This is a genomic window from Arthrobacter sp. GW822-FHT05G07, from assembly GCF_058799755.1.
Map to the genome: position 1 here is coordinate 276411 of NZ_JBXALT010000007.1, position 25784 is coordinate 302194.

Here is a 25784-nt window from a genome sequence, read left to right on the forward strand (position 1 = left end):
CAGGCCCAAAAGGCCGCAAACCAAAGGCAGGACCCCTCACGAAGAAGATCGTGAGGGGTCCTGCCTTGTACCGGCCTCGCGGGTACTGGCCTCTCGGCCCTGTGGCTCAGGGGCGGCTAGCCCCTCAGGCACCTCTGGTACTCCAACCAGGCAAAGCCGTACCGGATCCATCCCACGATGTCGTACCACTTGGACGGCTTGACGGGTGCGGTGCACTGCGGCGGGTTGGTGCCGCTTTCCGCCACGTTCACCAGCGTTTTCACCACGGTTCCGCTCTCGACGGCGGTCAGCACCAACGTGCCGGTGCCTGCAGCTGCCGCGGCGGGAACCTTGAGGTCCACCGTGGCGGTGCCCGCGGTCACCGGGACCGAACCGAGTGCCGATTCCGAGCCCTTGCCATCGACGAACACTGCATTCAGCGTTGCGTTGGCCGGGCTGCCGATGGAGGTGAGGTTCAGCTTGGAGATGGCCAGCGTAATGGACTCTCCGGCCTTGACCTCAGCCGCCGTGGAGTTGGCCACGGCAACGGAACGGCGTGCGAAGTCGGGCGAAACAGGGTTGTGCTCGCGCAGGTACTTGATCCACGCATCGCGGTCCACCAAGCCCGTGTCTTTGGTGTTGGTCCCTTCCTTGAAGACCCGGAAGTTGTCACCGCCGGTAGCCAGGAAGCTGAACGTCCCGATCCTGTACTGCTTGGCAGGATCGAGCACAGCACCGTTCACCCAGATGCCGGTGATGCGGTCACCTGCGGCGCGGGCGGCGTCGTAGGTGTAGTTGACGTTCTTGGACACGCCCAGCTGCTGGTAGGGGCGGCTGGGAATGGTGCCGTCGGCGTTGGTCTGCCACTGCTGCTCCAGGAGCGTCTTGAACTGAGCGCCGGTCAGCGACGTGGTCCAGAGATTGTTCACGAACGGCAGGACCGCGTTGGCCTCGGCGTAGGTGATGGTCCCGTCCGGTGCGTAGTACAGCTCATTACGCAGGCCTCCGGGGTTCACGACGCCGATCTCCGCCGCACCCAGTTCGGGAGCCTTGAGTGTATCCACCAGGGAGTCCGCCACCAGGTTGCCGAGCGTGGATTCGTTCGCGCGATCGTCCCGCTTGGGGGCGCCGCCGGCGGGATCCGGGGTGAAGGCCGTGGTGATATCAGCTGTCACCGCGCCTACCGGCTGGTTGCCGATCTCGGCAGCCTGGGCGAGGGCCTTGTCCACGATGGTTTTCACTGCCGCCACACGCGGGTAGGTGGCAACGAGGCTTTCAGCGGTCTCGGTAGTCCGGTCCACGATGGCGGCCTTGTAAGAGGTCACGGACTTGCTTGCGGTGTCCACTGTGAGGGTCACGCTGCCTACGTTCTCGCCGTAGTTGCCAGTCTGCACAATGGGGCGGGTCTTGCCGGTGGGCTGGCCGTTGGCGTCCAGGATCGGAGCGTCCCAGGCGTATTCCTTGTGCGTGTGTCCTGTGAAGATCGCGGCGACGTCGGGAGTGGTTTCGTTGACCAGCTTGGCGAACGGCCCGCCGGCTGCAACTTCCTGCTCCAACGTGGCGCCCTCGGGTGTTCCGGAAGCAGCGCCGTCGTGGTTTTCCACGATGATGAGGTCTGCCAGGTTGTCGGCCTTGATCTTCGCGGCAACCCGGTTGATGGCTTCCACAGGATCGCCGAACTCCAGATCCGCGATTCCGGCCGGGGTCACCAGGGACGGAACTTCCTGCGTGACAGTACCGATCACTGCTACCCGCATGCCGTTCATGTCCATCACCTTGTACTCCGGCAGGACCGGGGTGCTGGTGCCCTTCTGGTAGACGTTCGCGCCCAGGTAGGCGAACTTCGCGTTGGTACCTCCAGCTGTGACGCGGTCGCGCAGGTCCGCCCAACCGCCGTCGAACTCGTGGTTGCCTACAGCGGAAGCCTGCAATTCGAGCGCGTTCAAGACGTCGATGGTGGGTTGGTCCTTCGCCACTGAAGAAGCGAAGAGGGAAGCACCGATGTTGTCACCGGCCGAAATGAAGGCCGTAGCGCCGGGAGCAGCTGCAGCGCGGAGCTTTTCCACCGTTCCGGCGAACAGGACGGTGTTTGAGTCGATCCGCCCGTGGAAGTCGTTGATACCCAGGAACTGCAGGTCGACGGTTGCCGGTTGGTCCGCAGTCAGGTTCAGGCCCACCACCACAGGATCGTGGTCGCTGGCCCGGAACTCGTCCTGGGCATAGTAGTTGGTCACATTGTTGTTATACCTGCTGTACTCCAGCGCGACGGACTCCACGGAGTTGATGTTCCAGATGTCTGTTCCGGTCACCACCTTGCGGGCGGCAGGAGAAGCGAGGATGTGGTCCAGCGAGCCAACCATGCCTCCGAAGAGGTACGAGTGCTTGCCTGTACCCACCTCAAGGTCGGTGTAACCGGCGCCGGTGAGGACGTTGATGGGATCTTCCTTCGCGTAGGCGTTGAAGTCGCCGATCAGGAAGACCTTGTCCGTGCCCTTGGACGCCTGGAGGTCCTTGGAGAAGGCGAGCAGGGATTCAGCCTGCTTTGTGCGTGCGATGTTCGACGCGCCCTGGCCCTTGTCCGTGTCATCCGGGGTCGCGGCGGAGCCCTTGGACTTGAAGTGGTTCACGATCGCGATGAACTTTTTGTCATCGTCCCCGCCAACCGGCTTGAAGAGCTGCGCGAGGGGCTTGCGGGCACTTGCGAAGGCCACGGTGTCGTTGTGGATGATGGACTCGCCCACGGGCTCGGCCGCTGCCTTCTTGTAGATGAATGCTGTGCGGATCATGTCCTCGTCGCTCAGCGGGGGAGCGTTGGCGGGTGTGCGCACGTAGTCCCAAACACCGGGTGTCTTGACGTTGAGGGCATCCACCAGCTTGGACAAGGCGTCGTCGCGGTTCTTGCCGAACTGTGCCGAGTTCTCGATCTCTTCAAGGGATACGACGTCAGCGCCGGACTTGGTGATGGCGGCAACGATCTTGCTCTGCTGGCGCTCGAAGTTCTCCGCGTTGGCAGCACCGCGGGCGTTGCAGCCTTCCTTGACCGTGATCGGGTTGCCCTCGCGGTCGGTGTAGAAGACGCAGCCGGCCAGCTGGTCACCGGTGGTGGGGAAGTAGTTCAGCACGTTGAAGGAAGCCAGCTTGAGGTTGCCCCCCACGTCGGCGGGACCTTCGGGCCGGGAGGCGGTGAAGCTCGCCGGCTGGACAGAGCCAGCGTTGGCCGGGCTCAGCGCAGTCAGGGGCTGGAACTTCCAGGAGTTGTTGCCGTAGCCCAGGATGACGTCAGTCCGGAACTGCGCCGGGGAACCGACGCGGACAGGATCGGACGTGGTCAGGTAGGGCAATTGCTGGGCCTTGGTGGTGGCGTCCTTCAAGAAGTTGGTGGACGCACCGTCGTCGAGCTTGATCCCGCGCAGCGCGTTGTCCGCTACCACAGCGGCATACTCCGGCGAACCGTAGGTGGCTACCGCCGTCGGCTGTACCAAAGGCGATGTGCCGGCCGCGAGGCCGATCTCGCCGTACTGGTTCAGGGAGTAGTTGTCCGAGACCGTAAAGTCACCTTGCGGGGCCAGGAGCATGCCTTCCAGGCTTTCCCGGGCGGCCTCATTGGCTGGCAGCGTGAACGGCGTGGACTTAACCTCCGGCGCGGCTTCGGTCAGCTTCTTTAACCCCGCCGCCTCAACGGTCAGCTGGGTTTGGCTGGCGAATTCGCTGACCACACCGGTGAGCTGCACGTAGTCGCCCGGTTGGACCGTTGGCGCCGTCGACGGCGAATAGACGAACAAAGCGTCCGACGCCGTCCTGGCCGCCCCCGCGTTGTCCCCGCCACTTCCGGCGGTTTGGACGTAGTAGCCGTTGAAACCGCCGGTCGCATAGACAGCGGTGACCTTGCCGCTGGTTGTCACGGTGCTGCCAACAAACGGGCTGGCTGTACCGGTTCCTTGAATCTCGGCGATGGTCTTGACCCCGGGCTCGGGCTGGGGGTCAACGGGCGGGGTTCCGCTGCCGTTGGAGGCGGTGGGGGTGATGGTGGCGCTGAGGCTGAAATCCGCCGCGTTGGAGTCGGTGTCCGCACCATTGGTGCGGTTGAGGCTCTTAACGTCCGAGTTGACGGTGGGTGCGGTGGCAACGGCGGTCTCAAAGGTGTTGGAGGTGCCGTAGCCCAGGAGGTCAGCGATGGCTGCGTTGCCCGTCACCGACCCCGTCGGAAGGGGAGTGACGGCAGTGGCCTGCTTGGCCAGGATCAGCGTCCCGGTAGTTCCGCTGGGGTTCAGCGTGCCGGCTGCCTGGACATCGGCTTTGGGTAGTTCCGGCGCCGTGGACGTTTCGCTGTTGGTGGCGCCTTGGACCAGGAAATATCCCTTCGCGGGGATGCTGCCGGTCAGGGGCGTGATCCCCGTGGGCGCTGTGCTGGTAGTGGCAGACCGGTACTGCAGCGACCAGCCCGCCAGGCTGACCGGTGCGTCCGAGGAATTGTAAAGCTCCACGAACTTGTTCTTGAAGGCCGCACCGTTGCTGCCACCGCTGAGGTAGGCCTCGTTGATCACCACGGGCGATGCGCCGGCTGCGAGCTCATCAGCTGCAAAGGCCGGTACTGCCGTCAGCGGGGCGGTAATCAGCCCAGCCGACAGGACAGTGCCCGCCAAGGATTTCCAATGCATAAATTTCATCCGCTTGAACTTTCATCAGTGAGCCCTGTGGAGCTCCATGAATGGCGCCCACTGTCTTGTGAAGTGGGCGAGTGCCGGAAGTTACTCCCGGGTAAAGCTGCCTCGGACCTAGCTGAACACGAACGGATGAATGGAGGGTTGACCTGGGGTCAACAATGAGGGACCGTGCAACGGCCCAATAGCCCGACGACTAGGCGGTCTGGCCCAAGTCCTGGATCACCTTGAAAACGGCGCCGGTGGGGTCCGATAACGTGGCCAAGCGCCCGAAGGGTGTGTCCTCGGCGGGCTGCATAATGGTGGCACCGAGGGACGCGGCTCGCTCAGCAGTGGCGTCCGTGTCTTCCACCGCGAAATACACACTCCACATGGAGGGGACCTGCTCGGGCAGGAAACCGGAGGCATCCATGATGCCCGCCTTGGCGTCGTCACCGGCACCCAGGGTTGTGTATCGGAATTCCGGAGTGTCGCTCATGACCTCCGTGTCCCAGCCGAAGACCTTCTGGTAGAAAGTGACCGCGGACTCGTAGTCCTTGGAAAGCAGTTCATGCCAGGCGGGAGCTCCGGCCTCAGCCGCCACCTCATAGCCCTTCATTTCACCGAACTGCCAGGCGCCGATTGCGGCGCCTGAGGCATCCCCGTACATGGCCATGCTGCCTTGCTCGGGGACCTCCATGGGTTCAAGGAGCACCCGGCCGCCGTTGGCGGCAGCGGCCTCGGTGGTTGCTTTGATGTCGTCGGTGCGAAGGTAGGTGGACCAAACGTCCGGCATGGCCCCCATGTCCGCCTGCTTCTCCATGATGCCCGCAACCATCCGGCCATCCTTGGAAGCCGTGATGTAGCCGCCGTACTTTTCCTGGTCTCCGGTTTCATAGGTCCAGCCGAAAAGTGCCGTGTAAAAGGCCTTGGCCTTCTCCGTATCGGACGTCACAAGGTCGATCCAGCAGGGGGAACCGGGAGTGATGTCAGGCTTGGGCATGGGTAAGGCTCCTGTGGTTGTGCCGCGGCCAAAACTGCGGCTGATGTCTGTGTGGTGTGGAGACAGACAGAACACTATGCGGGGCCTCTGACAGTTTCAATGATCTTCCGGTTGTGAGTTATCAGTTCCGCACGGGAACCCTGGCTCAGACGCAAGAATGCCCCGGGTCCTGGGACCCGGGGCACCTCATTCGCGGAAGGTAAGGGATTTGAACCCTTGGTACGGGGTTACCGCACACTGGTTTTCAAGACCAGCTCCTTAGGCCGCTCGGACAACCTTCCTCGCCTAGTAGTGTTTCATAGGGAGTTGGCTGTTCCAAAACATCACGTCTTCCGGCCCCTGCCCCGGGGTCTGGAGACAAGCAAGAAACCGGGAGTTCGTCATGAAAGCCGTCTACATCTCAGAGCCAGGCGGGCCCGAAGTCCTCGAAATCCGCGAGGTCCCCTCTCCGGTGCCCGGCGAGGGCGAGGTGCTGATCGACGTCGTGGCTGCGGGCCTGAACCGTGCGGACGTCCAGCAGCGGCGTGGCTTCTATCCGCCGCCCCCGGGTGCCTCGGAAGTTCCTGGCTTGGAGGTCTCCGGCCGCATCGCCGCTTTCGGCCCCGGCGTCACCAAGGCATTCTCCGTGGGGGACAAAGTAGTGGCCCTGTTGTCCGGCGGTGGCTACGCCCAGCAAGTCGCCGTCCCGGCGGAGCAAGTACTGCGGGTCCCAGACGGTGTGGACCTAATAACAGCGGCCTCGCTGCCCGAAGTTGCGGCCACGGTGTACTCGAACCTGATCATGACCGCTCAGCTGCAACCCGGCGAGACGGTGCTCATCCACGGTGCAACCGGCGGCATCGGCACCATGGCCATCCAACTGGCCAAGGCCTATGGCGCAAAGGTGGCAACCACGGCGGGCACTGACGAGAAAGTGGGTACCGCCAAGGCCTTTCTGGGTGCCGATATCGCCATCAACTACACCGAAGAGGATTTCGCTGAAAGCCTCAAGGCGCATAACGGAGGCAAAGGCGCGGACGTGATCCTCGACGTCGTGGGTGCCAAATACCTGCAACAGAACGTCGAGGCGCTCGCCGACTACGGACGACTCATCGTCATCGGCCTGCAAGGTGGTACCAAAGCTGAGATCAACCTTGGGCAGCTGCTCAGCAAGCGGGCCGCCGTTATCGGCACTGCGCTCCGGCCGCGACCGGTCGCTGAAAAGGGCATCATCATGTCCGCCGTGCGTGAGTCGGTGTGGCCCATGCTCACCGATGGCCGGATCAAGCCCCTTGTGGCCAAGTCCTTCCCCTTGGATCAAGTCCGGGAAGCGCATGAATACTTTGACTCCGGCGAGCACGTGGGCAAGGTCCTCCTGCTCCTCTGAATCGTCCAACCAACCGCAGCGAGGAGCCTCATGTCCATCCGGCACAGCTTGCTGGCCCTGCTTCAGGACCAGCCCCGGTACGGCTATGAGCTGCGCGTCGAATTCGAGGACAGGACCGGGGCAGCCTGGCCGTTGAACATCGGCCAGGTGTACACAACGCTGGACCGGCTGGAGCGCGACGGCCTGGTCAGCAAAGACGGCGACGACGGCGGCGGGCACGTCGTGTACAGCATCACCGACGCCGGGGCTGAGGAAGTCGAAGCGTGGTTCGCCGGCGCAGTGGACCGGGGCAATCCTCCGCGAAACGAAATTGCCATCAAGTTGGCGCTCGCGGTGTCGCTTCCGGACGTGGATACCTCTGCGGTGATCCAGTCCCAACGGGAAGTCTCGGTCAAGGCTCTGCAGGAACATACGCAGGCGAGAAAGGCGGTCTCCGCCAACCAACGATCGTCGGATACCGCCTGGCTCCTGGTGCTCGATTCACTGATTTTCCAGGCCGAAGCGGAAGTTCGATGGTTGGATCTCTGCGAGGCGCGCATGGTGCAAGTTCAGCGCCGGCCGGGAGAGTGAACTGACTCCGCTTGATGCGGGCGGGTGCCAGACCCGTTCGGCCAATACCGGTGGTTTTGGTCTTCTTGGAGGAGCCCGTAGGCGTCTTGAATACGCGTCGTCGCTCCATGCCGGAGTCTCCAGGCGCGACCTCACCCTCATCACACTGGTTGAGGCAGGCATATGGTCCAGCGCCGGTGGACTGGCCGCCTCAGCAGGCGTCCTCCTGGCAGCACGTTTTGGTGCGCCGATGATCGCCACCGCACTCTACGGCCAAATCCTCACCATAGGACTTGCAGGCACCCTCGGGGCCATCACAGGAAGCCTCCTCGCTGCCACTCTCAGCCGCGAATCCCGGCTCTTCAAATATTTCAAGGAACGGAACTAGGCACATGGTCGCATCGGCGAGCAGGGTTGGCCGTTCGTCGCACCCTCGCCGCCGTTCGGCGCCGGATGTATGATGCTCCGGTGCGTTCCACATTGCACCAGTAACCTCCTTGGTAGCATGCCGGTGACGCGTGACTGCCAGGGCGGGCGTCCACGGCGGCAGAGCAGTTCTCAAGGAGGAGATATGGGCAAGGTTCCTGACCAGACCGGACTCGCGGAAGGACTGGATCCCACACTGCCTGCACCGGCCGTGGATGATTCTGTTCGCGAAGCCGAAGAACGAAAGTGGACTCCGGCCAAGATCGGGCTTTGGGTGGCGATTTCGCTGCTGGGAGCCGTGGCATGGTTCATGCTTGCGCTGGTTCGCGGCGAGACCGTCAACGCGATCTGGTTTGTCTTCGCTGCAGTCTGTACCTATTTGATCGGCTACCGGTTCTACTCCAAGGTTATTGAGCGCTATCTGCTCAAGCCCGATGATCGCCGTGCCACCCCTGCCGAGTACAAGGCCGATGGCAAGGACTACGTCCGCACGGACCGCAATGTCCTTTTCGGGCACCACTTCGCGGCCATTGCGGGCGCCGGCCCGCTGGTGGGACCCGTCATCGCGGCCCAGATGGGTTACCTTCCCGGCACAATCTGGATCATCATCGGCGTCGTCCTCGCCGGGGCAGTGCAGGACTACCTGGTCATGTTCTTCTCCATGCGCCGCGGTGGACGTTCCCTGGGCCAGATGGCACGTGAAGAATTGGGCGTCATCGGCGGCACTGCTGCCCTCATCGCAACCCTGCTCATCATGATCATCATTGTGGCCATCCTCGCGCTGGTGGTGGTCAACGCCCTCGGCGAGAGCCCGTGGGGCGTGTTCTCCGTGGGCATGACCATCCCCATCGCGTTGTTCATGGGTGTCTACCTGCGCTTCATCCGGCCGGGCAAGGTGATGGAGGTGTCCATCATCGGCTTCGTGCTCCTGATGGCAGCCATCATCGGCGGCGGCGCCGTTGCCGGTACCGAGTGGGGTGCGGCCTTCTTCCACTTGGACAAGGTCACCATTGCCTGGGGCATCATCATTTACGGTTTCATCGCCGCAATCCTGCCCGTCTGGCTGCTCCTGGCTCCGCGCGATTACCTCTCCACGTTCATGAAGATCGGCGTGATCGTGATGCTCGCGCTCGCCATCATCGTGGTGCGGCCGGAGATCACCGTCCCGGCGTTCAGCGAGTTCGCCAGCCGGGAGAACGGCCCTGTGTTCTCCGGCGCACTGTTCCCGTTCCTGTTCGTCACCATCGCTTGTGGCGCCCTGTCCGGTTTCCATGCGCTCATTTCTTCGGGAACCACACCCAAGCTGATCGAGAAGGAACGGCAGACCCGCTTCATCGGTTACGGCGGCATGCTGATGGAGTCCTTCGTGGCCATCATGGCCTTGGTGGCCGCGATCTCGATCGACCGTGGCATCTACTTCGCCATGAACGCACCTCTGGCCCTTACCGGCGGCACTGTGGAATCCGCGGCGCAGTGGGTGAACAGCCTTGGCCTGGCCAATGTGAACATCACCCCGGACGTGCTGGCCCAGACCGCAAAGGACGTCGGCGAGGAAAGCATCATTTCCCGTTCCGGTGGCGCTCCCACGCTGGCAGTCGGTTTGGCGCACATCATGCAGCAGTTCATCGGCGGACCGGGGATGATGGCTTTCTGGTACCACTTCGCCATCATGTTCGAAGCCCTCTTCATCCTTACCGCCGTTGACGCAGGCACCCGTGTTGCCCGCTTCATGCTGCAGGACTCCATCGGCAACTTTGTTCCCAAGTTCAAGGAGGCCTCGTGGCGCCCCGGAGCCTGGCTGTGCACCGCCATCATGGTGGGTGCGTGGGGTGCCGTGCTCCTGATGGGCGTCACTGATCCGCTGGGTGGCATTAACACGCTCTTCCCGCTGTTCGGCATCGCCAACCAGCTTCTCGCTGCCATTGCGCTGGCGGTGTGCATGGCCATCACTGCCAAGCGTGGCGTGTTCAAATGGCTGTGGATCGTGGCAGCTCCGCTGGCGTTCGCGGCGGTTGTGACCATCACTGCCAGCTTCCACAAGATCTTCTCGCCTGTCCCCGCAGTGGGCTACTTCGCGAACAACCAGGCCTTCTCCAAAGCACTCGCTGACGGCAAGACGGAGTTCGGCACGGCCAAGACCGTCGCTGCCATGGAGGCCGTGGTCCGCAACACCATGATCCAGGGCGTGCTTTCGGTCATCTTCGTGACGTTGAGCATCATCGTGATCGTTGCTGCGCTGATTGCCACCATCAGGGCCATCCGTGCCGGCGGCGGTCAGGACCACGAGGACCCACCGGTTCCTTCCAAGGTGTACGCACCGGCGGGGCTGTTCCCGACGGTTGCTGAGAAGAAGTTGCTCGCGGAGTGGAACGCCTTGCCTGCGGAGAAACGGACCCAGAAGGCCGGCCATCACTGATGAAGGCTACCAATGAACACCGTCATTAAAGGCCTCCGGGGCTTCGCCACCTACATGGGCTCGCTCATGGGTGCTGACGCGTACCGGAAGTACCTTGAGCATTTCGAAGCAAGCGGCCATTCCGGTCCCGCCATGACTGAACGCGAGTTCTGGCGGGACCGGATGGACCGGCAGGACAGCAACCCGCAGGGCAGGTGCTGCTGAGGCAGCACCCGGAAGGGAGTTTCGCTACGAACGAAGTCCAAATTCAGGGCCTGGACAGTGGTTCGCGTAAAGCACATGAGAGTATGAACGAATGAGCGATCTGAACAACATTCAGCCCACGGATGAGGCTTCGGACGACACCCCCGTGGAAGGAACCACGCTGTACGAGGGTACGGCAAGCCCGGAGGAGCAACCAGCCCCGCAGGGGGAGTCCGCGAAGGAGTCAGCCAAGCCCAAGGGCGGGAACCTTCACGAACTCGTGGATGAGCCGGCCAAGGTGATGCGGATCGGCACCATGGTCCGCCAGCTCCTGGAGGAAGTTAAGGCTGCGCCCTTGGACGATGCTGCCCGGGGTCGACTGGCCGAGATCCACGAGCGGTCCATCAAGGAACTTGAAGATGGGCTGGCTCCGGAACTCATTGAGGAGCTGGAACGGATCAGCTTGCCTTTCCCTGACGAGAAAGCGCCCTCCGATGCGGAGCTTCGGATCGCGCAGGCACAACTCGTCGGCTGGCTGGAGGGCTTGTTCCATGGCATTCAGGCCGCGATCGCCGCTCAGCAGGCTGCCAAGGAACACGCGGCCGCGCAGATGCAACTCCGTCAACTTCCGCCGGGGACTGTCATTGCGCCGGGTATCGTCATTGGCGAGAATGGCCAACCGCAGCGGGCGGCTGCACCCGGTGCACCCGGCGCTGCTGCCCAGGGCCGCAGGGAAGACCCCGACCACGGCCCGGGCCAGTACCTCTGAGTTCCCAGGTGGGTTTCTTTGGGGCCGTCCGGCAAGGGCGGAAGGACGATCTGGAGCTGGGCAAGGGACTGTGGCGCCGTGCCCATGACCGTTTTCACCGGGGGCTGGACCGATACCACCAAGTCCTCGAGGGCGTTGATGATGAGCAGCTCTATAACGAGCTCGTTCAGATAGCTAACGAACTTGCCGAGCTATCGCCACGCGTGAGGACTGTCTGCGTCGAGGCGCAGAAGAGGTCTCCAAGCGATGGACTGGATGTCCCGGGAACACTGGCCGGCGTGCACCGAGCCCTGTCCAAAGCAGGAAACTCCCTGGCGACCACAGCCGAGGCCGCAGCCATGTTGAGGTTGGCCGTGGGACCCGTTCCAGTAGGCGCATTGTCCGTTCGGCGACGGGCCGAATCGGTCTTTGAGCAGGTTGCTGACGCGGAGCGCCAACTCAACGCCTAAGCAGCAGCACATTAAAGCCGCGCGTGCGCAACTACCCGCGCGCGCCCTTATTCCCTGTTTGCAAGAAGTTAAGCGCATAGCTGATCCGCGTAACATTCGGCCGTTTTGACAAACGTTTGCTGGCAGGATGGCAGACATGACTTCGTCACCAACACTTACTTTCAACGACGGCAACACCATCCCCCAGCTCGGCTACGGGGTGTGGCAAGTTGAAGACGATGTAGCCGAAAAGGTGGTGCGCCAGGCTTTCGAGGCCGGCTTCCGCCACATCGATACCGCCAAAATCTACGGCAACGAGGCTGGCGTCGGCCGTGCCATTGCTTCCTCCGGCCTCTCCGCCGAGGAAATCTTCATCACCACCAAGCTGTGGAACGCTGACCAGGGCTACGAATCCACACTCGCGGCTTTTGAAGAGTCCATGGACCGCCTGGGCATCGAGACTCTGGATCTTTACCTGATTCACTGGCAGCAGCCCAAGCAGGAAAAGTACGTTGATACCTGGAAGGCCCTGATCGAGCTCAAGAAGCGCGGCCGGGTCAAGTCCATCGGCGTCTCCAACTTCACCAAGGAAGGCCTGCAGCACATCATCGATGAAACCGGCGTTGTTCCGGCCATCAACCAGGTAGAGCTGCACCCGTTCTTCAACCAGGCCGACCTTCGTGAGTTCAATGCTTCCAAGGGCATCCTGACGCAGGCTTGGTCCCCGCTGGGCCAGGGTGGCGAGCTCTTGGAGAGTGCCACCGTGGCTGAGATCGCGGCCAAGCACGGTGCAACTCCGGCCCAGGTCATCATCGCCTGGCACCTGGCCATCGGAAACGTGGTGATCCCCAAGTCCGTCACCCAGTCCCGCATTCAGGAGAACTTCGAGGCTCTCAACGTCACACTGGACGCCACCGACGTCGAGGCCATCAACGGCCTGGACCGCGGTGCTGAAGGCCGCATCGGCCCGGACCCGGCAGTCTCCGACTTCGCCTAACCCGACGCCTGACCACGGTGCCCCGTCCCCTTCCTTGGGGGCGGGGCACCTGCCGTTAACGCTCGACGGCGGCACTCGCCGTCGTGTCACAGCCCCCCGAGTCCGTGGTGAAATTGATCGACCCAGACGGACGGAGTTTGCATGGTGGTGTTTGACGCATTGGAGCGGCAGATCGTGGCTGCCCTCCAACAGGATCCCCGCTGCCCTTGGCGGAAGATAGCGGCCGTCCTCGGCGAAGCCGAGCGAACTGTCGCCCGCCGGGGATCGCTGTTGTTGGAGTCCGGCTCCGTGGCTGTGGTGGGTATCCGGCCCAGGCCCGCCGTGGTGCTGGTGGAGATGCGCTGCATGCCCGGAACGGTTCGGGCGGCGTCCAACGCCCTCGCGCAGCGTGCCGACACCACGTTTGTTTACACCACCACCGGCACCGGTGACTGCGTCGCGGAAATACTCACGGAACCGTCCCGGATGGGCGATGTTCTTTCCGATGAGTTGCCCTCCACCATCGGCTTGCGTGATTCCACCAGCTATCCCGTGCTCCGCTACTTCAGGACCATCCGAGGGTGGCGGCCGGAGGTTCTCGCCCCTGACAAAGCCGAAGCGCTCCGGTCGGATCTCACCAAGGATTCCGGAATCCTGGTGCCGCTGCAGGACCTGAGCCGCCAGGATAATGAACTCATCGATGCCCTGTGCGCCGATGGCCGGGCGAGCTTCGAAGCGCTTGGGCGCCGTGTTGGCGTTTCGGAAGCAACTGCCCGGCGACGCAGCGAATGGTTGCTGGCCAACAATCACATCCAATTGCGGGCGATCGTTGAACCGGCTGCCTTTGGACTTGGCGTTGAGGCCCTTCTCTGGATCCGCGCATCGCCGCAGCATGTTGAGCGCGTGGGACGGAGCCTCGCTGAGCTTCCCACGGTTCGCTATGCCGCGGCGATTGCCGGGGACTACCAGATCGTGGCTGACGTCACTGTGGAGGACATGTCGTCCCTCTACCGCTTCATCACCGACTCGGAGTGGGCGCAGGAGGCCACCGGAGTGGATGTGTCCATTCTTCTCGATGCGCGGAAGCGCGGCGGACGGATTATGCGCTCATCGTCGTAAGGGGTGCAGGCCTCGCCGTCATGACAGGAGCGACGGCGGCGTACCCCGTCTGCTGCTCAAAGGCGCGTCCGTAACGGAGCAGCTGCATATCCGTGTAGTGGTTGCCCGCGAGCTGGAGGCCTATGGGCAATCCGATGGAGCTGAAGCCCGCCGGCACGCTGAGCACAGGCAGTCCGGTGGCAGACAGCAGGCAGGCTGATCGCATCCAGTCCAGGTACGTCTCCGAAGGGACACCTGCCACGTCTGTGGGATACCGCAGCGTCGCGTCGAAGGGGAGCACTTGGGCGCAAGGGCTGGCGAAAAGGTCGTAGCGTCCAAAGAACTCCTGGACGCTGCGTTCAAGGCGGCTTCGGGCGGCCGCAGTTTCAATGAGGTCACGGGCAGTCAAAGCGAACCCCTTATTGACGTTCCAGTGCACTTCCGGCTTGACCACATCCCCGGCCCGCTCAAGGATAGGCCCGAGTCCCGCGGCGAAGTCCATGGCTCGGGTATTGCCGAACACCAGGTCTGCTTCGCTGAAATCCGGAGTGGCTTCCTCCACGATCGCCCCCAGGTCCTCAAAGATCGCCAGTTGCCGTTCCAGATGGTCCAGGATCTCCGCTTCTACGGGAACGCCGATGCCAAAGTCACGGGACCAGCCAATACGAACCCCACGCATGTCAGTCTCCAGGCTGGACCGAAAAACTTCCGGATCGAGCCCGGCCGGGTGCGGGATTCGGGGATCCTTGCCCGCGGTCACGGACATAAAAAGGGCAATGTCCTCAATGCTCCGTGCCATTGGTCCTGTCCGTCCCAGCCACGAGTAGGCGTTGATGTCGGACGGCATGGGGATGACCGCCGTCGACGGCCTGAAGCCCACCACATTGCAGAAGGAAGCCGGGATGCGGAGCGATCCGCCCATGTCGCTGCCGTCGCCGATGCTTTGGACGCGGGAGGCGACGACGGCGGCCGCCCCGCCGCTGCTGCCGCCTGCACTCAGGGTGGGTGCGTACGGGTTGGTGGTGGTTCCGAAGAGATCGTTGAACGTGTGCGATCCGGCTCCAAACTCGGGAACATTCGACTTTCCTGTGCTGATCACTCCGGCCGCTTTCAGCCGCGCAATGATGAGGTCGTCGGCGTCGGGAACAAAGTCGCGTAAGGCGAGGGAGCCTTGGGTGGTGCGCATTCCGGCAGTGTTGTTGGTGTCCTTATGCGTCATGGGAACGCCGTGGAGCGGAGGGAGCAGGGCGCCCGAGGCCGTCAGCTGGTCGGCGCGGTGCGCCACGGCCTGGGCTCCATCGGCATCGAGGGTCACCACGGCATTGATTACGGGGTTTACTTCGGAAATGCGATTGAGGTGTTCGGCCAAGACCTCGCGCGCGGAGACTTTCTTCTCACGGATCGCTGCGGAAAGTTCGACGGCGGACAGCTCGCCAATGGTGTCAGGCATGGTGCTCCTTTGCTGGATTGCTTCTCCCTGAAAGTGTGTCGGGTCACACTGTGCCGGGGTAGCTCTGTCGCCACCGCAGGCAGGCTTTGACTGATTCAGCCAGCAACGTGGCTGATTCCGTCAGCTATTGTGTGTGATCCGGCTCATAGCAGAGGGTGATGGTAACCCACTGGCCGATCTGGTCGATGGGAGAAGATTTGCCCCGCGGCGCCACATACCGCACAGCGTCGTCCGGATGCGGACTTGCCAAGGGGCCAACACCTGGGAGGTTCCCATGCACCAACCCCTAGCACTTCAACCACTCGCCCCCACTGACATCACGGCAATTGCCAACAATCCCGTCCTCTGGATCTGCGTGGCGGGCGTCTTCGGCGTCATCATCATTCAGTCCGTCATCTTCATGAAGGCCGCCCGACGTGCTGCTCCCTCCGTGGACATGAGCACCCAAGACATCAAGACCTCGTTCCGGTCCGGGGCAGTCTCGGCCATCGGCCCCTCCCTGGCGGTATCGCTGGTGGCCATCGCCCTCCTAGGCCTTTTCGGCGCCCCGGCGGTCCTGTCCAGGATTGGCCTGATCGGCTCCGCTGCCTATGACGTTTCGGCCGCAGGCATCGCCGCCGGTTCCATGGGTGCCAAGCTGGGCGACGCCAGCTACACGCAGAGCGTCTTCGCCGTGGCGTTCTTCGCCATGAGCATCGGCGGAGCGATGTGGATGCTCGCCACCCTGATCCTGACCCCTCTGCTGCGCAAGGGAGACGCCAAGATCCGCTCTGTGAACCCCGCTGCCATGGCCATTGTTCCGGCAGCCGCCCTGATCGGCGCCTTCTCCTGCCTGGGGCTCACCGAACTGCCCAAATCCGCGATTCACGTGCTGTCCTTCGTTGTCTCCGCGGCGGTCATGGGCACCTGCCTGCTGCTGGCCAAGAAACTCGGCAAGAGCTGGCTGCGTGAATGGGGACTCGGCATCTCCATTGTCATCGGCCTGACCGCCGCCTACCTCGCCGTCGGTCCGGCCGTCGGCTCCTGACGACATCGCCCCTCACTCAATCGGCATCCGTCGTCATCCCCTGAGCTCGAAAGGAACACCCTTCATGTCTTCCATCACTTCCGCTCCCGCCACCACTAGCACCGCCATGGCGGACTTCAACCGCACCACCTCCCGCTGGGGCCAGATCACCATGATTGGCGGCCTGCTCATCTCCGTGGCCGGTCCCTTGTACCTGGTCTTCGCCACCGGCCTGGACATAGGCCCGGCCCAACTCTGGATCGCGTTCGCAGCCGTTGCTGCCACGTTCGGCATCATCTGGATCGTCGAGCCACTCACGTACTACCCCATCCTTGGACCTGCCGCGATGTACCAGGCGTTCATGATCGGCAACATCTCCAACAAGCTCCTGCCGGCGGCACTGATCGCCCAAACCAACATCGGCGCAAAGCCGGGCAGCAAGCGGGCGGAACTGGCCGCCGTCGTCGCCATTTGCGGAGCCGCCGTAGTCCACCTGATCTCGCTGGCGATCTTTGTTGGCCTGCTGGGTAGCTGGCTGATCAGTGTCATCCCACCGTCGGTATTGCTCGTCACCCGGCTTTACGTGCTGCCCACCGTTCTTGGCGCCGTACTGGTACAGGCGATCGTATCCATGAAGCAACCCCGCACCACCGTGTTCGCCTTGCTGGTCTCAGCCGTCGTCGTGTTCGTTGTGCTGCCGCTGGTGCCGTCGCTCGCGATGGTGTCAACCGCCATTGCCGTTCTGGGCACCATCCTGCTGGCGTGGTTCTTCCGAGGGAAAGCCGCCATCACTGAATCGAAGCCCATCCACATCGAATAGCAGTACCCGGAACAAGCCCGCATCCACCAGGAAGACAGGACCCATGACGTCAACAGCTACCGCCCTCCAGCTCGATTCCGAACAGACCACCAAGCTCCACAGCCTGTATCGGCACCTTCACGCACATCCGGAACTCTCCATGCAGGAGTTCGCCACAGCCAGCTTGATCGAGAAGCAACTGGACGGCTTGGGAATCGAGCACTTCCGCTGCGGCGGCACCGGAGTGGTGGGAATTCTGCGTAACGGCGACGGACCCGTGGTGGCCTTCCGCGCCGATTCCGATGGTCTGCCCATCGAGGAAGCTACCGGGTTGGACTACGCCAGCACGGATACAGGCACACTGCCGGACGGCACGGTAGTTCCGGTCATGCACGGCTGTGGCCATGACACCCATGTGGCCAGCCTGCTGGGTGCCGCCGAGGTGCTCGCCGGCAGCCTGGACGCTTGGTCGGGGACGCTGGTGTTGATCTTCCAACCCGGTGAAGAGACTGCGGCCGGCGCGCTCGCCATGCTCGACGACGGACTCTGGGATAGAGCACCGCGGCCGGAAGTGGTCTTCGGGCAGCACGTCATGCCCCGGCCGGTGGGAACGGTTGCGATTTCCAGCGGACCGGTAGCCGCCATGGCAGACTCGCTCAGGGTCACGGTGCACGGCCAACAGTCGCACGGCTCCCAGCCACAGGATTCCATCGACCCCATCGTGATGGCCGCGCACATGGTCACGCGGCTGCAGGGGATCGTGTCCCGCGAGCTGGACCCGCGGAAGTCAGCCGTCGTGACGGTGGGGACATTCCATGCCGGCCTCAAGGAAAACATCATCCCGGCCTCCGCCGAGTTCACCCTCAATATCCGCACGTTCGATCAGGACGTCCGCGGCCAGGTCCTCGCCGCCGTCCGCCGCATCATCGAGGCAGAGGCCGTCGCGTCCGGGGCGCCGAAGCCGACCATCGAGGAAATGTACCGCTTCCCGCAATGCTTCAACGATCCCGACGCCGTTCCGTCCGTTATCGGGGCACTGCGGCTTGCGTTGGGGGATGAGGCAGTCGAAATCACCCCACCGATGATGGGCAGCGAGGACTTCGGGCACCTGGGTACCGCCATCGGAGTGCCGTCAGTGTTCTGGATGTTCGGCGGCACGCCCGCGGCCGGACACGAAGGACCTGGTCCCACTCCGGTTAACCATTCGCCGTTCTTCGCTCCCGAGCTGGAAGGGTCGCTGGCCGGGGGAGTCTCTGCCGCCGTCGCCGTCCTCCTTTCCCGGCTGGGCAACTGACGCCCTGGATGCGGGTCCAAGTATCCGGGCCCGCATCTGGATTGCCGTCACCGCTTTCCTACAAGACGGCCACGATTTCCCGTTTCTCATCTGCGGCTGCGATGCGTGTGACCAGACCGCTGAGAGCGAAGCGTCCCGCTTGGAGATGTTGGTCCTTGGCTGCCAAGTAAGATGCGGAGTACCCGCGGCTGATGTGATCGTGAGGACTTGGCGTGGGGGAACACTTGTGAAAATCGTGCTTTACGTAGTTTGGGCTCTCTTTGTCGTCGCCGTCGTATGGGCGCTTTGCCGCACCATCAAAGACATGAGGCGGCGAGAAACGTTGATGGCGGATTGGCCTAAAGTCCTCGCGACCGTGACAGGCAGCCGGCACGGCTGGACCACCGGCGTGGGCAACTCCAGCCGCAACCGCCGTTTCTGGCCGTACTACCAATTCAGCGACGCCCGCGGCGATGTTTTCCGCGGAGAGTCGGACATCTCCACGGCGGTCGAAACTGAACCAGGGTCGCCGCTGGCTGTGGCCTTTAACCCGGCAGATCCCAGTGAGTCCTATCAAATGGTGACGCAGTCCAAAGTGGTGGGTGGCTGTTTGATTCCCGCTTTCGCCTTCTTTGCTGCGGGTTCATTGTGGTTTATCGGGATCTTCCCCGTGGGCTGATAGCGGGCAAGACAAACCCGCATCACATCACATGCCTACGGATTCGTCCAGCTCCCGTGTCACCAAGATCCCCATGCGGAGTTCTGTGGCCACGTCGCGCAATGATGCGACGGCTGCCTCAAGTCGGTCGTCACGTTCCTCACGACTATCGGCAATTACACTCACTGAATTTCGCTTCCCGCGTGCTTCTTGCATGCTGGGGTCTTTCTTGTCGGAAGGTTATGTGGCAGGACCTGCTTCAATGGTGAGCGCCGAACCGCGCTGGCGAATTTCAGGTCAGGTATCTAAAAACTCCCCACCCTGGGGTGCAGACGACGCAACCTGGTCGGTGGCGTGCCCCGAACGTAGGTCTCCGCCTGGCCGAAGAGGACTGAAATGATGCCGGGGCGCCGCATCCGAGACAAATCAACGAGGGTCGCAGATTCTGTTGTAACTCCGGTTCCTGACGGTCAAACTCCTCAGCTTCCCACTCTCTGCCGTCCCGGTCGCTCTTTGCCCATCTCATCGCATCAGATCGGACGTGACTGCGGCCCATGGTCGCCCGGCAGCGCATCCACGGACCGCAGTCGTGCCACTATCGGACTTCCTAAGCCTCAGCCGGAACGGCTATGCCGACGTACTGGGTGGAAAGGTATTCTTCAATGCCCTCGAGTCCACCTTCGCGGCCGAGCCCGGATTGTTTCACTCCGCCAAAGGGTGCTGCTGCGTTGGAGATGATGCCTGCATTCAAGCCCAGCATTCCGGTATCAAGCTTCTCGCTCACCCTCAGCCCACGGTTCAGGTCCCTGGTGAAAACGTAGGCAGCAAGCCCGTACTCCGTGTTGTTGGCCAGCCGGACCGCTTCTTCCTCCGTTGAGAAAATCACGATAGGTGCGATAGGGCCGAATATTTCCTCGGAAAGAATGGGCGATCCTTCGGTGACTCCCGTGAGAATAGTTGGCGGGTAGAAGTAACCTGGCCCATCAACGGGGGTCCCACCCGTTATTACAGTGGCGCCGGCGGTTACCGCGTCCGTCACCAGTGAGTGAATTTTGTCCCTGCTCTTGGCATCGATCATGGGTCCGATCTGCGAGTCGGGCTCCGTACCTCGGGCGGTATTCAGCGAGGCCATGCGTGCGGCAAACTTCTCCGTGAACTCGTCAGCAATTGAGTCCTGGACGATGAACCTGTTCGCTGCGGTGCAGGCTTCGCCCATGTTGCGCAGCTTCGCAAGCATGGCGCCGTCTACCGCGGCATCAATATCCGCATCGCCGAAGACAACGAACGGCGCATTCCCACCCAATTCCATCGAGGTGCGCAGCACTGTCTCCGAGGCATCGGAAAGCAAACGCCTGCCGACTTCGGTTGAGCCGGTGAAGGAAAGTTTCCGCAACCTGGAGTCTTTGATCAGCGGCCCGGTGGTGGCGCCAGCCCTCGTGGATGGGACCACGTTGAGAACCCCGGCGGGAAGGCCGGCCTCCTGCAGGACCTGAGCGAATAGCTGGGACGTAAGGGGAGTCAATCTGGCGGGCTTGAGCACCATGGTGCACCCTGCGGCCACGGCGGGGGCGATCTTCCTCGTGGCCATCGCCAGCGGGAAATTCCACGGAGTAATCAGAAGGCAGGGACCCACCGGCTTCTTTTGAACCAGAAGCCGTGACTTCCCATCGGGAGACACCGAATAACGGCCCCATGTCCGGACTGCCTCTTCTGAAAACCAGCGCAAGAACTCGGCCCCATAGGCGACTTCGCCCTTGGCTTCGGCCAGCGGTTTGCCCATCTCGAGCGTCATCAGCAAGGCAAAGTCGTCGGCTCGCTCTGTGACCAGCTCGAACGCGCGGCGCAGGATTTCACCGCGTTCCCTCGGTGCCACGGCCCCCCATGTCTCCTGGGCGGCAGCGGCTGCATCGAGGGCGGCCAAGCTGTCTTCGGCGGCAGCGTCAGCGATGCTTACCAAGACCTTGCCAGTGGCGGGATCTTCAACGTCGAATGTCGCTCCGGAGGCGGCCTGACGCCATTCGCCGCCAATCAGAAGGCCGGTGGGTACTGAGGCGAGCAGCTCGCTCTCACGCAGCTCGCTCTCACTCAGGGCAAAAGTCATCTTGTTCTCCTTGCTATGTGATGTGATCTATGTGATGTGATCCCGATTCTATCGGTTGGTGGACAACATGTCTGCAGTGTGGGAAAAATAGTTTCCTGCAATATGAGTGAGAATGCGGAGGCTTCCGTCGGAGGAAAGGTCCGTTGACCAAGTCGGCTGCTGTTCTTAGAGCACTCGCCGAGCACTCGCCGCTTCGCGTGAGCACTGTCGGGCAGCCGCCCGAGGCGACAGGGGAGCCTATGGGTTCGCTGTACAGGTTGCTTTCTTCGCTGGACGAAATTGGCGGGGTGGAACAAGGCACCCAACGAGGCAAGTTCCGGTTAGGCCTGGCATCCACCAGCAGGGCTGTGCTCGTGCTCGCATCCCCTCCCGGCATGCTTGCCAGCCTGTCAGGCGTCCCCCTTGAAGGGTTGACGACCAAGCCCCTGACTTCGGATGCCTGATAGGCGTGTGTCGTCGCGCCTTTTGTCACCGGCAGCCTGCCCCCCCTATCAATCGGCCTCATCGCGCACCTCCATTCTGAATTCTCATGCCATAGACAAGATGTCCACTTGACGGTAAATTGAATTCATACTTCGTTGAGAGAGGTTTATCCATGAACACGAAAACTGAGGTCCTCACGGACCTTGAATTGAGCGGCATCATCCAGGAAGCCCGGTGGCGGGTCATTGACACCGTTGCATCCAGCCGAGCCGGCCACATCGGTGGACCCTTGTCCGCCATGGACGTGCTTGTCTCCCTCTACTTCAGGCATCTGCGAATAGATCCACACAACCCCCAAGACCCGGACCGGGACCGATTCATCCTGTCGAAAGGCCACTGCGCCATCGGCCTCTACACCGTGCTTGCCCTGCGCGGGTACTTTCCGGTGGACGAGCTGGCCAGCTTTGATCACGGAAACTCCAGGCTTCAAGGCCACCCGGACATGCTCTTGACCCCCGGAGTGGATGCGTCCACCGGATCATTGGGCCAAGGTCTCTCCAGCGGTGCGGGTATGGCTCTCGGAGCTAAAAAGCTGGGAAAGGACTTCCATACCTGGGTCATGCTGGGCGACGGCGAGATCGAAGAAGGCATGGTGTGGGAGACGGTCCTCTCCGCGCCAAGGTTCGGGCTGGACAATCTCACCGCGATCGTGGACGTCAACGGACTCCAGCAATATGGCTGGCCAGCTGGTCCGGGGGACCGGTTCGACCGCAGCGAACCCGTGGGGCACGTGGACCTGGAGGCCGTGTTCACCGGCTTTGGATGGAACACGATCAGCATCAATGGGCACGACCTGAAAGAGATTTCCGACGCCCTCACTTTTGCGCAGTCATTCCGCGGAGTCTCTGGCAAACCGACAGCGATAATTTCGAACACCACCAAAGGGTTCGGCGTCTCATTTACCCAAGGAACCTACAAGTGGCACAACGGTATAGCCACTGAAGAACAACTGCGGATCGCCCGCGAAGAACTCGGTCAGAGCATGGAGGCAGCCAAGTGAGCACCAAAGCGCAGCGTCAGGTTTGGGGTGAGACATTATCTGAACTCTCGGATCTGGATGAGCGCATCCTCGTGTTGGATGGCGATCTTGCGACGTCAACCAGGGCAGATATCCTGGCTGAGTCCCACCCCGACAGGTTCATTCAAGTAGGTATTGCCGAGCAGAACATTGTTGGCATGGCTTTCGGCCTGAGCACCCTGGGATACCGACCTTGGTTGTCCTCGTTCGGCGTCTTTTTCACCCACCGGGCCCTTGACCAAGTGAGAATGCTGGTTTCACAAACCAAGGCCCCGGTCCGTATTGCTGCGGCCTACTCCGGCTTGTTGAACGGTTCCAGCGGCAAAACACACCAAGACATCGAAGACTTTGCCATTATGCGAGCCATGCCCAACATGACCGTCATCGCTCCCGCAGACGCAGTGGAAGCTCGCGCAGCGATCAAGTGGGTAGCGGAGCACGACGGACCCGTTTACATTCGCTTCGCGCGGGACGCCGTTCAGGCCGTCTTTGAAGAAGACTACGTCTTTACCCCGCAGAAGCCTGTGGTCCTGCGGGACGGCTCCGATCTCACTGTTGTTTCTACGGGGGTGCAAACCTCAAGGGTCGCGGAAGCCTTGGATTCTCTTGAGCTGGAAGGCATTCGGGCGAAGCACGTCCACGTCCCGATGTTGAAGCCCCTGGATGAGCAAGAGTTGCTGCATGAACTCCGCGGAGCACAGCTGATTGTCACGGTGGAAGAGCACAGCGTGCTGGGTGGACTTGGCGGACTCGTTTGCGAGCTTACTGCCGGCTCACAAGAACCCGCGCACGTGTCCCGGATCGGACTCGCGGATAGGTGGTCCGAGTCTGCACCCAACGATTTCCTTTTGGATAAGTACGGGTTGTCTCCGGCCAAGGTGGCCCAGCAGATCAAGGCCAGCCTGAACACGCGGAAGTGAATGAAGGCCACCATGTCCAAGCCACTCCAGACCCTGAGCCCCCGTGGCACAGTGAATCAGGCCACGCCGGCATCTGCGTCGCGTATCGTCACCCTCACTCCCGCCCCGGCGATAGACAGGGTTTATTTCCTTGACCGAATGGTCGAGGGCCACGTCAACAGAGCCACCAGGGTGGAAACGTACCTCGCAGGCAAGGGCATCAATGTTGCTCGCGCCCTCAGCCTCGCCGGGAATGTTGCCACTGCCGTGGTACCCATCAACGCCGAGGACCTCGAACTGGCCGAGGGGAGCGAAAGCGTTCGCAAGAAGGTCTTCAAAACCGTGGAGGTCACTGCACCCACACGGGTGAACGCCATTATTGTGGACACAGACGGTGCCACCACGAACTTCAATGAGAGTGCGGCACCGCTGTCCACCGCAAAGTGGCAGCAACTCTGCGCGGCAACGCTTCATGAAGTCGAACGGGTCAAGGCGGATTGGCTCGTCCTCGGAGGATCGCTCCCGGCGGACATCTCCACCGGCCGCGAAGTCGATCCCGGGAATCTGTTCAGGGCGGCACGACGGGCTGGTGCCTCAACCTGCCTGGACACCTCAGGCGACGCTCTCAAGGCCTGGGCATCCCCAGCAAATCCGGTGGACCTCGTGAAACCAAACAAAGAGGAACTCGCTGATATCACCGGTACCCAGTTGAGGACCATGCGGGATGTTGTCTACGCCGCAAACCTGCTCCGGAAAAGGGGAGTTCGGACAGTCTTGGCCAGCTTGGGCAGTGACGGACTCGTTGAGGTGAACGAGCACGAGGTTCTCTGGGCACGGGGACCCTCCGCCAAAGTCCTCAACACCACCGGGGCGGGTGACGCTGCCTTGGCTGGATATCTCAGCGCGCTGCCTCACGCCTCAGCTGCCCCCTACACACGTGAGGTGGTTCGTGAGGCACTTGCCCGAGCGGTTGCCTGGGGTGCGCTCGCCGTCCAGGAACCCACCACCATCCTCCCAAGAGTCGTTTTCTTTCCAGAGGGCATCTCCGTTTCCGCACCTGACCCCGACTACCTGCTCTCCCGGTAAGCCCGCTGTGACTTGCCGGCCACAAACCGCCAGGGCCCGAGCCTCGCAACCACGGGCCCTGGCTTCCCTTTTGCCAATGAATAGCGGCTAGGGGATGTAGCGGTTGCTGCGCAGGAAGCCCAAGTGGTTCAGGAGGCTCTGGTGGGTGTCTATGCAGTCGTGGAAGCCGGCCTGCCGGATCTTGATGGTGCTTTGAACCATGTCAAAGTCGGACGCCAGCCAGCCCTCGACAAATTGCCACGAGGCAATGGTCTCCCAAGAGCTTGGAAGGAGTCCGTGCGAGCTGACCATGGTTTGCCAGAGGTCATCCTTATCGCCCATGTGCTCAACCAGCGGCAGCGGCTGGGGCTCCGCCGTCGGCATATCGAAGAAGCCCGCCAGGTCCGCCCAAAGCTGGCTCCAACGGAAATTATCGCCGTTGGTGACATTAAAGATCTCTGCATGTGCGCTGTCAGCGGTCAGCGCCCACGAAATGGCGCGTGCCAGCAGCGCCGAGTCTGTGGCTTGATGCAGGGCGTTCCACGTTCCCGGGAGGCCAGGGAATCGTAACGGCACGCCCTGTTCCTTGCTGACTGCGGCGAAAACGGCCAATCCGTTAACGATGTTCATGGGAGATCCCGCGCTGAAGCCGAACACTCCATCGGGGCGCAGGACTGTCCAGGAGAAATGCCGGTCGATAGCGCGCTGTTTCAGGGCGTCTTCCTGGTTGTTGTAGAAAATGGGTCCGAGGAAGCGCGGATCCGATTCCTTCGCGGGTGTCTTGTAGTGGCCGAGGTGTTCGCCATAGGACTTTCCGCCTCCCACCATGACCACTCTCGTGAGGATGGCACCCAGGGACTGTAGGGCATCCAGTGTGTTCACCAGCATGGCGGTGTTCGGTGCCACGGCTGTCCGCATCGGCATGTCCAGGTAGGCGGCGTAGACCACGTGCGTGACTGCCGTCAGGGATGCGAAACGCTCCTTCACTGACTCCGGATCGAGGAGGTCTACGCTTACGTGCCGGACGTTGCTCCGTTCTTTCAATTCCGCCAAGGGTCCACGCCTGGCAACTGTCACCACATCCCACCCTGCGTCCGCGAGGTGCAAAGCCGCGGCCCGCCCTATGACTCCGTGCGCTCCAACCACCATGACCTGGCCTTGGCTCACGTTCCGAACTTCTTCCATCACATTCCATTCCA

General features: G+C 62.2%; 23 protein-coding genes and 1 tRNA gene. 17 read left to right on the forward strand and 7 right to left on the reverse strand.

Annotation, left to right across the window (positions count from 1 at the left end):
• Window positions 1-116 precede the first annotated feature (116 nt).
• The 3 genes from AC1RJY_RS14110 to AC1RJY_RS14120 form a co-directional block, all read right to left on the reverse strand.
• The gene (locus AC1RJY_RS14110) at window positions 117-4646 is read right to left on the reverse strand and encodes an ExeM/NucH family extracellular endonuclease (RefSeq protein WP_374100548.1); all 4530 of its coding nucleotides are present in this window, start codon (window positions 4644-4646) and stop codon (window positions 117-119) included.
• Between the two features lie 190 nt (window positions 4647-4836).
• Entirely contained in the window at window positions 4837-5622 is a 786-nt protein-coding gene (locus AC1RJY_RS14115) for a VOC family protein (protein WP_014920813.1), read from the reverse strand.
• Window positions 5623-5815: 193 nt separating this feature from the next.
• Window positions 5816-5903, reverse strand: a tRNA-Ser gene (locus AC1RJY_RS14120).
• A gap of 101 nt (window positions 5904-6004) precedes the next feature.
• Between AC1RJY_RS14120 and AC1RJY_RS14125 the strand changes: the two genes are divergently transcribed.
• The 9 genes from AC1RJY_RS14125 (at window position 6005) to AC1RJY_RS14165 (ending at window position 13854) form a co-directional block, all read left to right on the forward strand.
• Window positions 6005-6988 carry an NAD(P)H-quinone oxidoreductase gene (locus tag AC1RJY_RS14125; RefSeq protein ID WP_498602565.1) on the forward strand — a complete coding sequence of 328 codons (984 nt, stop codon included), beginning with the start codon at window positions 6005-6007 and terminating at the stop codon, window positions 6986-6988.
• 30 nt (window positions 6989-7018) lie between these two features.
• Window positions 7019-7558 (forward strand): PadR family transcriptional regulator, encoded by a 540-nt coding sequence (locus AC1RJY_RS14130; RefSeq protein WP_011773590.1) that lies wholly within the window; start codon window positions 7019-7021, stop codon window positions 7556-7558.
• 229 nt (window positions 7559-7787) lie between these two features.
• The gene (locus AC1RJY_RS14135; RefSeq protein ID WP_162486109.1) at window positions 7788-7925 is read left to right on the forward strand and encodes a hypothetical protein; all 138 of its coding nucleotides are present in this window, start codon (window positions 7788-7790) and stop codon (window positions 7923-7925) included.
• 183 nt (window positions 7926-8108) lie between these two features.
• Complete coding sequence (locus AC1RJY_RS14140; protein ID WP_011773591.1) at window positions 8109-10379, forward strand: carbon starvation CstA family protein; 2271 nt, start codon at window positions 8109-8111, stop codon at window positions 10377-10379.
• Between the two features lie 12 nt (window positions 10380-10391).
• Entirely contained in the window at window positions 10392-10583 is a 192-nt protein-coding gene (locus AC1RJY_RS14145; RefSeq protein ID WP_498602566.1) for a YbdD/YjiX family protein, read from the forward strand.
• A 91-nt stretch (window positions 10584-10674) separates the two neighbouring features.
• Entirely contained in the window at window positions 10675-11331 is a 657-nt protein-coding gene (locus AC1RJY_RS14150) for a bacterial proteasome activator family protein (RefSeq protein WP_498602567.1), read from the forward strand.
• Between the two features lie 8 nt (window positions 11332-11339).
• Window positions 11340-11780 (forward strand): hypothetical protein, encoded by a 441-nt coding sequence (locus tag AC1RJY_RS14155; RefSeq protein WP_011773594.1) that lies wholly within the window; start codon window positions 11340-11342, stop codon window positions 11778-11780.
• A gap of 136 nt (window positions 11781-11916) precedes the next feature.
• Entirely contained in the window at window positions 11917-12756 is an 840-nt protein-coding gene (locus AC1RJY_RS14160; protein WP_498602568.1) for an aldo/keto reductase, read from the forward strand.
• A 141-nt stretch (window positions 12757-12897) separates the two neighbouring features.
• Window positions 12898-13854: an Lrp/AsnC family transcriptional regulator gene (locus AC1RJY_RS14165; protein ID WP_210064557.1), complete on the forward strand. Its 957-nt coding sequence runs from the start codon at window positions 12898-12900 to the stop codon at window positions 13852-13854.
• On the opposite strand, the gene AC1RJY_RS14170 is transcribed toward AC1RJY_RS14165, so the two are convergent.
• Window positions 13835-15283, reverse strand: coding sequence for an amidase (locus AC1RJY_RS14170; protein ID WP_014920816.1), 1449 nt, complete (start codon window positions 15281-15283; stop codon window positions 13835-13837). The genes AC1RJY_RS14165 and AC1RJY_RS14170 overlap by 20 nt on opposite strands.
• A 274-nt stretch (window positions 15284-15557) precedes the next feature.
• On the opposite strand from AC1RJY_RS14170, the gene AC1RJY_RS14175 reads away from it, so the two are divergent.
• From AC1RJY_RS14175 to AC1RJY_RS14190, 4 genes are all read left to right on the forward strand, one after another.
• Entirely contained in the window at window positions 15558-16310 is a 753-nt protein-coding gene (locus tag AC1RJY_RS14175; protein ID WP_498602569.1) for a DUF5058 family protein, read from the forward strand.
• Window positions 16311-16374: 64 nt separating this feature from the next.
• Window positions 16375-17109, forward strand: coding sequence for a hypothetical protein (locus AC1RJY_RS14180; protein WP_011773599.1), 735 nt, complete (start codon window positions 16375-16377; stop codon window positions 17107-17109).
• 43 nt (window positions 17110-17152) lie between these two features.
• On the forward strand, window positions 17153-18382 hold the full coding sequence (locus tag AC1RJY_RS14185) for an amidohydrolase (RefSeq protein ID WP_498602570.1): 1230 nt from the start codon (window positions 17153-17155) through the stop codon (window positions 18380-18382).
• 40 nt (window positions 18383-18422) lie between these two features.
• Window positions 18423-19040 (forward strand): DUF3592 domain-containing protein, encoded by a 618-nt coding sequence (locus tag AC1RJY_RS14190; protein ID WP_498602589.1) that lies wholly within the window; start codon window positions 18423-18425, stop codon window positions 19038-19040.
• Window positions 19041-19067: 27 nt separating this feature from the next.
• On the opposite strand, the gene AC1RJY_RS14195 is transcribed toward AC1RJY_RS14190, so the two are convergent.
• Both AC1RJY_RS14195 and AC1RJY_RS14200 read right to left on the reverse strand, forming a co-directional pair.
• The gene (locus tag AC1RJY_RS14195) at window positions 19068-19205 is read right to left on the reverse strand and encodes a hypothetical protein (RefSeq protein ID WP_210064554.1); all 138 of its coding nucleotides are present in this window, start codon (window positions 19203-19205) and stop codon (window positions 19068-19070) included.
• Between the two features lie 421 nt (window positions 19206-19626).
• Complete coding sequence (locus AC1RJY_RS14200; RefSeq protein ID WP_011773602.1) at window positions 19627-21120, reverse strand: NAD-dependent succinate-semialdehyde dehydrogenase; 1494 nt, start codon at window positions 21118-21120, stop codon at window positions 19627-19629.
• Between the two features lie 143 nt (window positions 21121-21263).
• Between AC1RJY_RS14200 and AC1RJY_RS14205 the strand changes: the two genes are divergently transcribed.
• The 4 genes from AC1RJY_RS14205 (at window position 21264) to AC1RJY_RS14220 (ending at window position 24606) form a co-directional block, all read left to right on the forward strand.
• Window positions 21264-21563, forward strand: a complete 300-nt coding sequence (locus AC1RJY_RS14205) for a hypothetical protein (protein ID WP_498602571.1) — start codon at window positions 21264-21266, stop codon at window positions 21561-21563.
• Window positions 21564-21715: 152 nt separating this feature from the next.
• Window positions 21716-22603: a transketolase gene (locus AC1RJY_RS14210; RefSeq protein WP_498602572.1), complete on the forward strand. Its 888-nt coding sequence runs from the start codon at window positions 21716-21718 to the stop codon at window positions 22601-22603.
• Window positions 22600-23541 (forward strand): transketolase family protein, encoded by a 942-nt coding sequence (locus AC1RJY_RS14215; RefSeq protein ID WP_011773604.1) that lies wholly within the window; start codon window positions 22600-22602, stop codon window positions 23539-23541. Before AC1RJY_RS14210 ends, AC1RJY_RS14215 begins: the two co-directional genes overlap by 4 nt.
• Window positions 23542-23553: 12 nt before the next feature.
• The gene (locus AC1RJY_RS14220) at window positions 23554-24606 is read left to right on the forward strand and encodes a 1-phosphofructokinase family hexose kinase (RefSeq protein WP_238324509.1); all 1053 of its coding nucleotides are present in this window, start codon (window positions 23554-23556) and stop codon (window positions 24604-24606) included.
• 87 nt (window positions 24607-24693) lie between these two features.
• Here AC1RJY_RS14220 and AC1RJY_RS14225 read toward each other — a convergent pair whose 3' ends face one another.
• A complete protein-coding gene (locus AC1RJY_RS14225; protein WP_498602590.1) occupies window positions 24694-25770 on the reverse strand; it encodes an SDR family oxidoreductase in 1077 nt (358 codons plus the stop codon).
• Window positions 25771-25784: the final 14 nt, after the last annotated feature.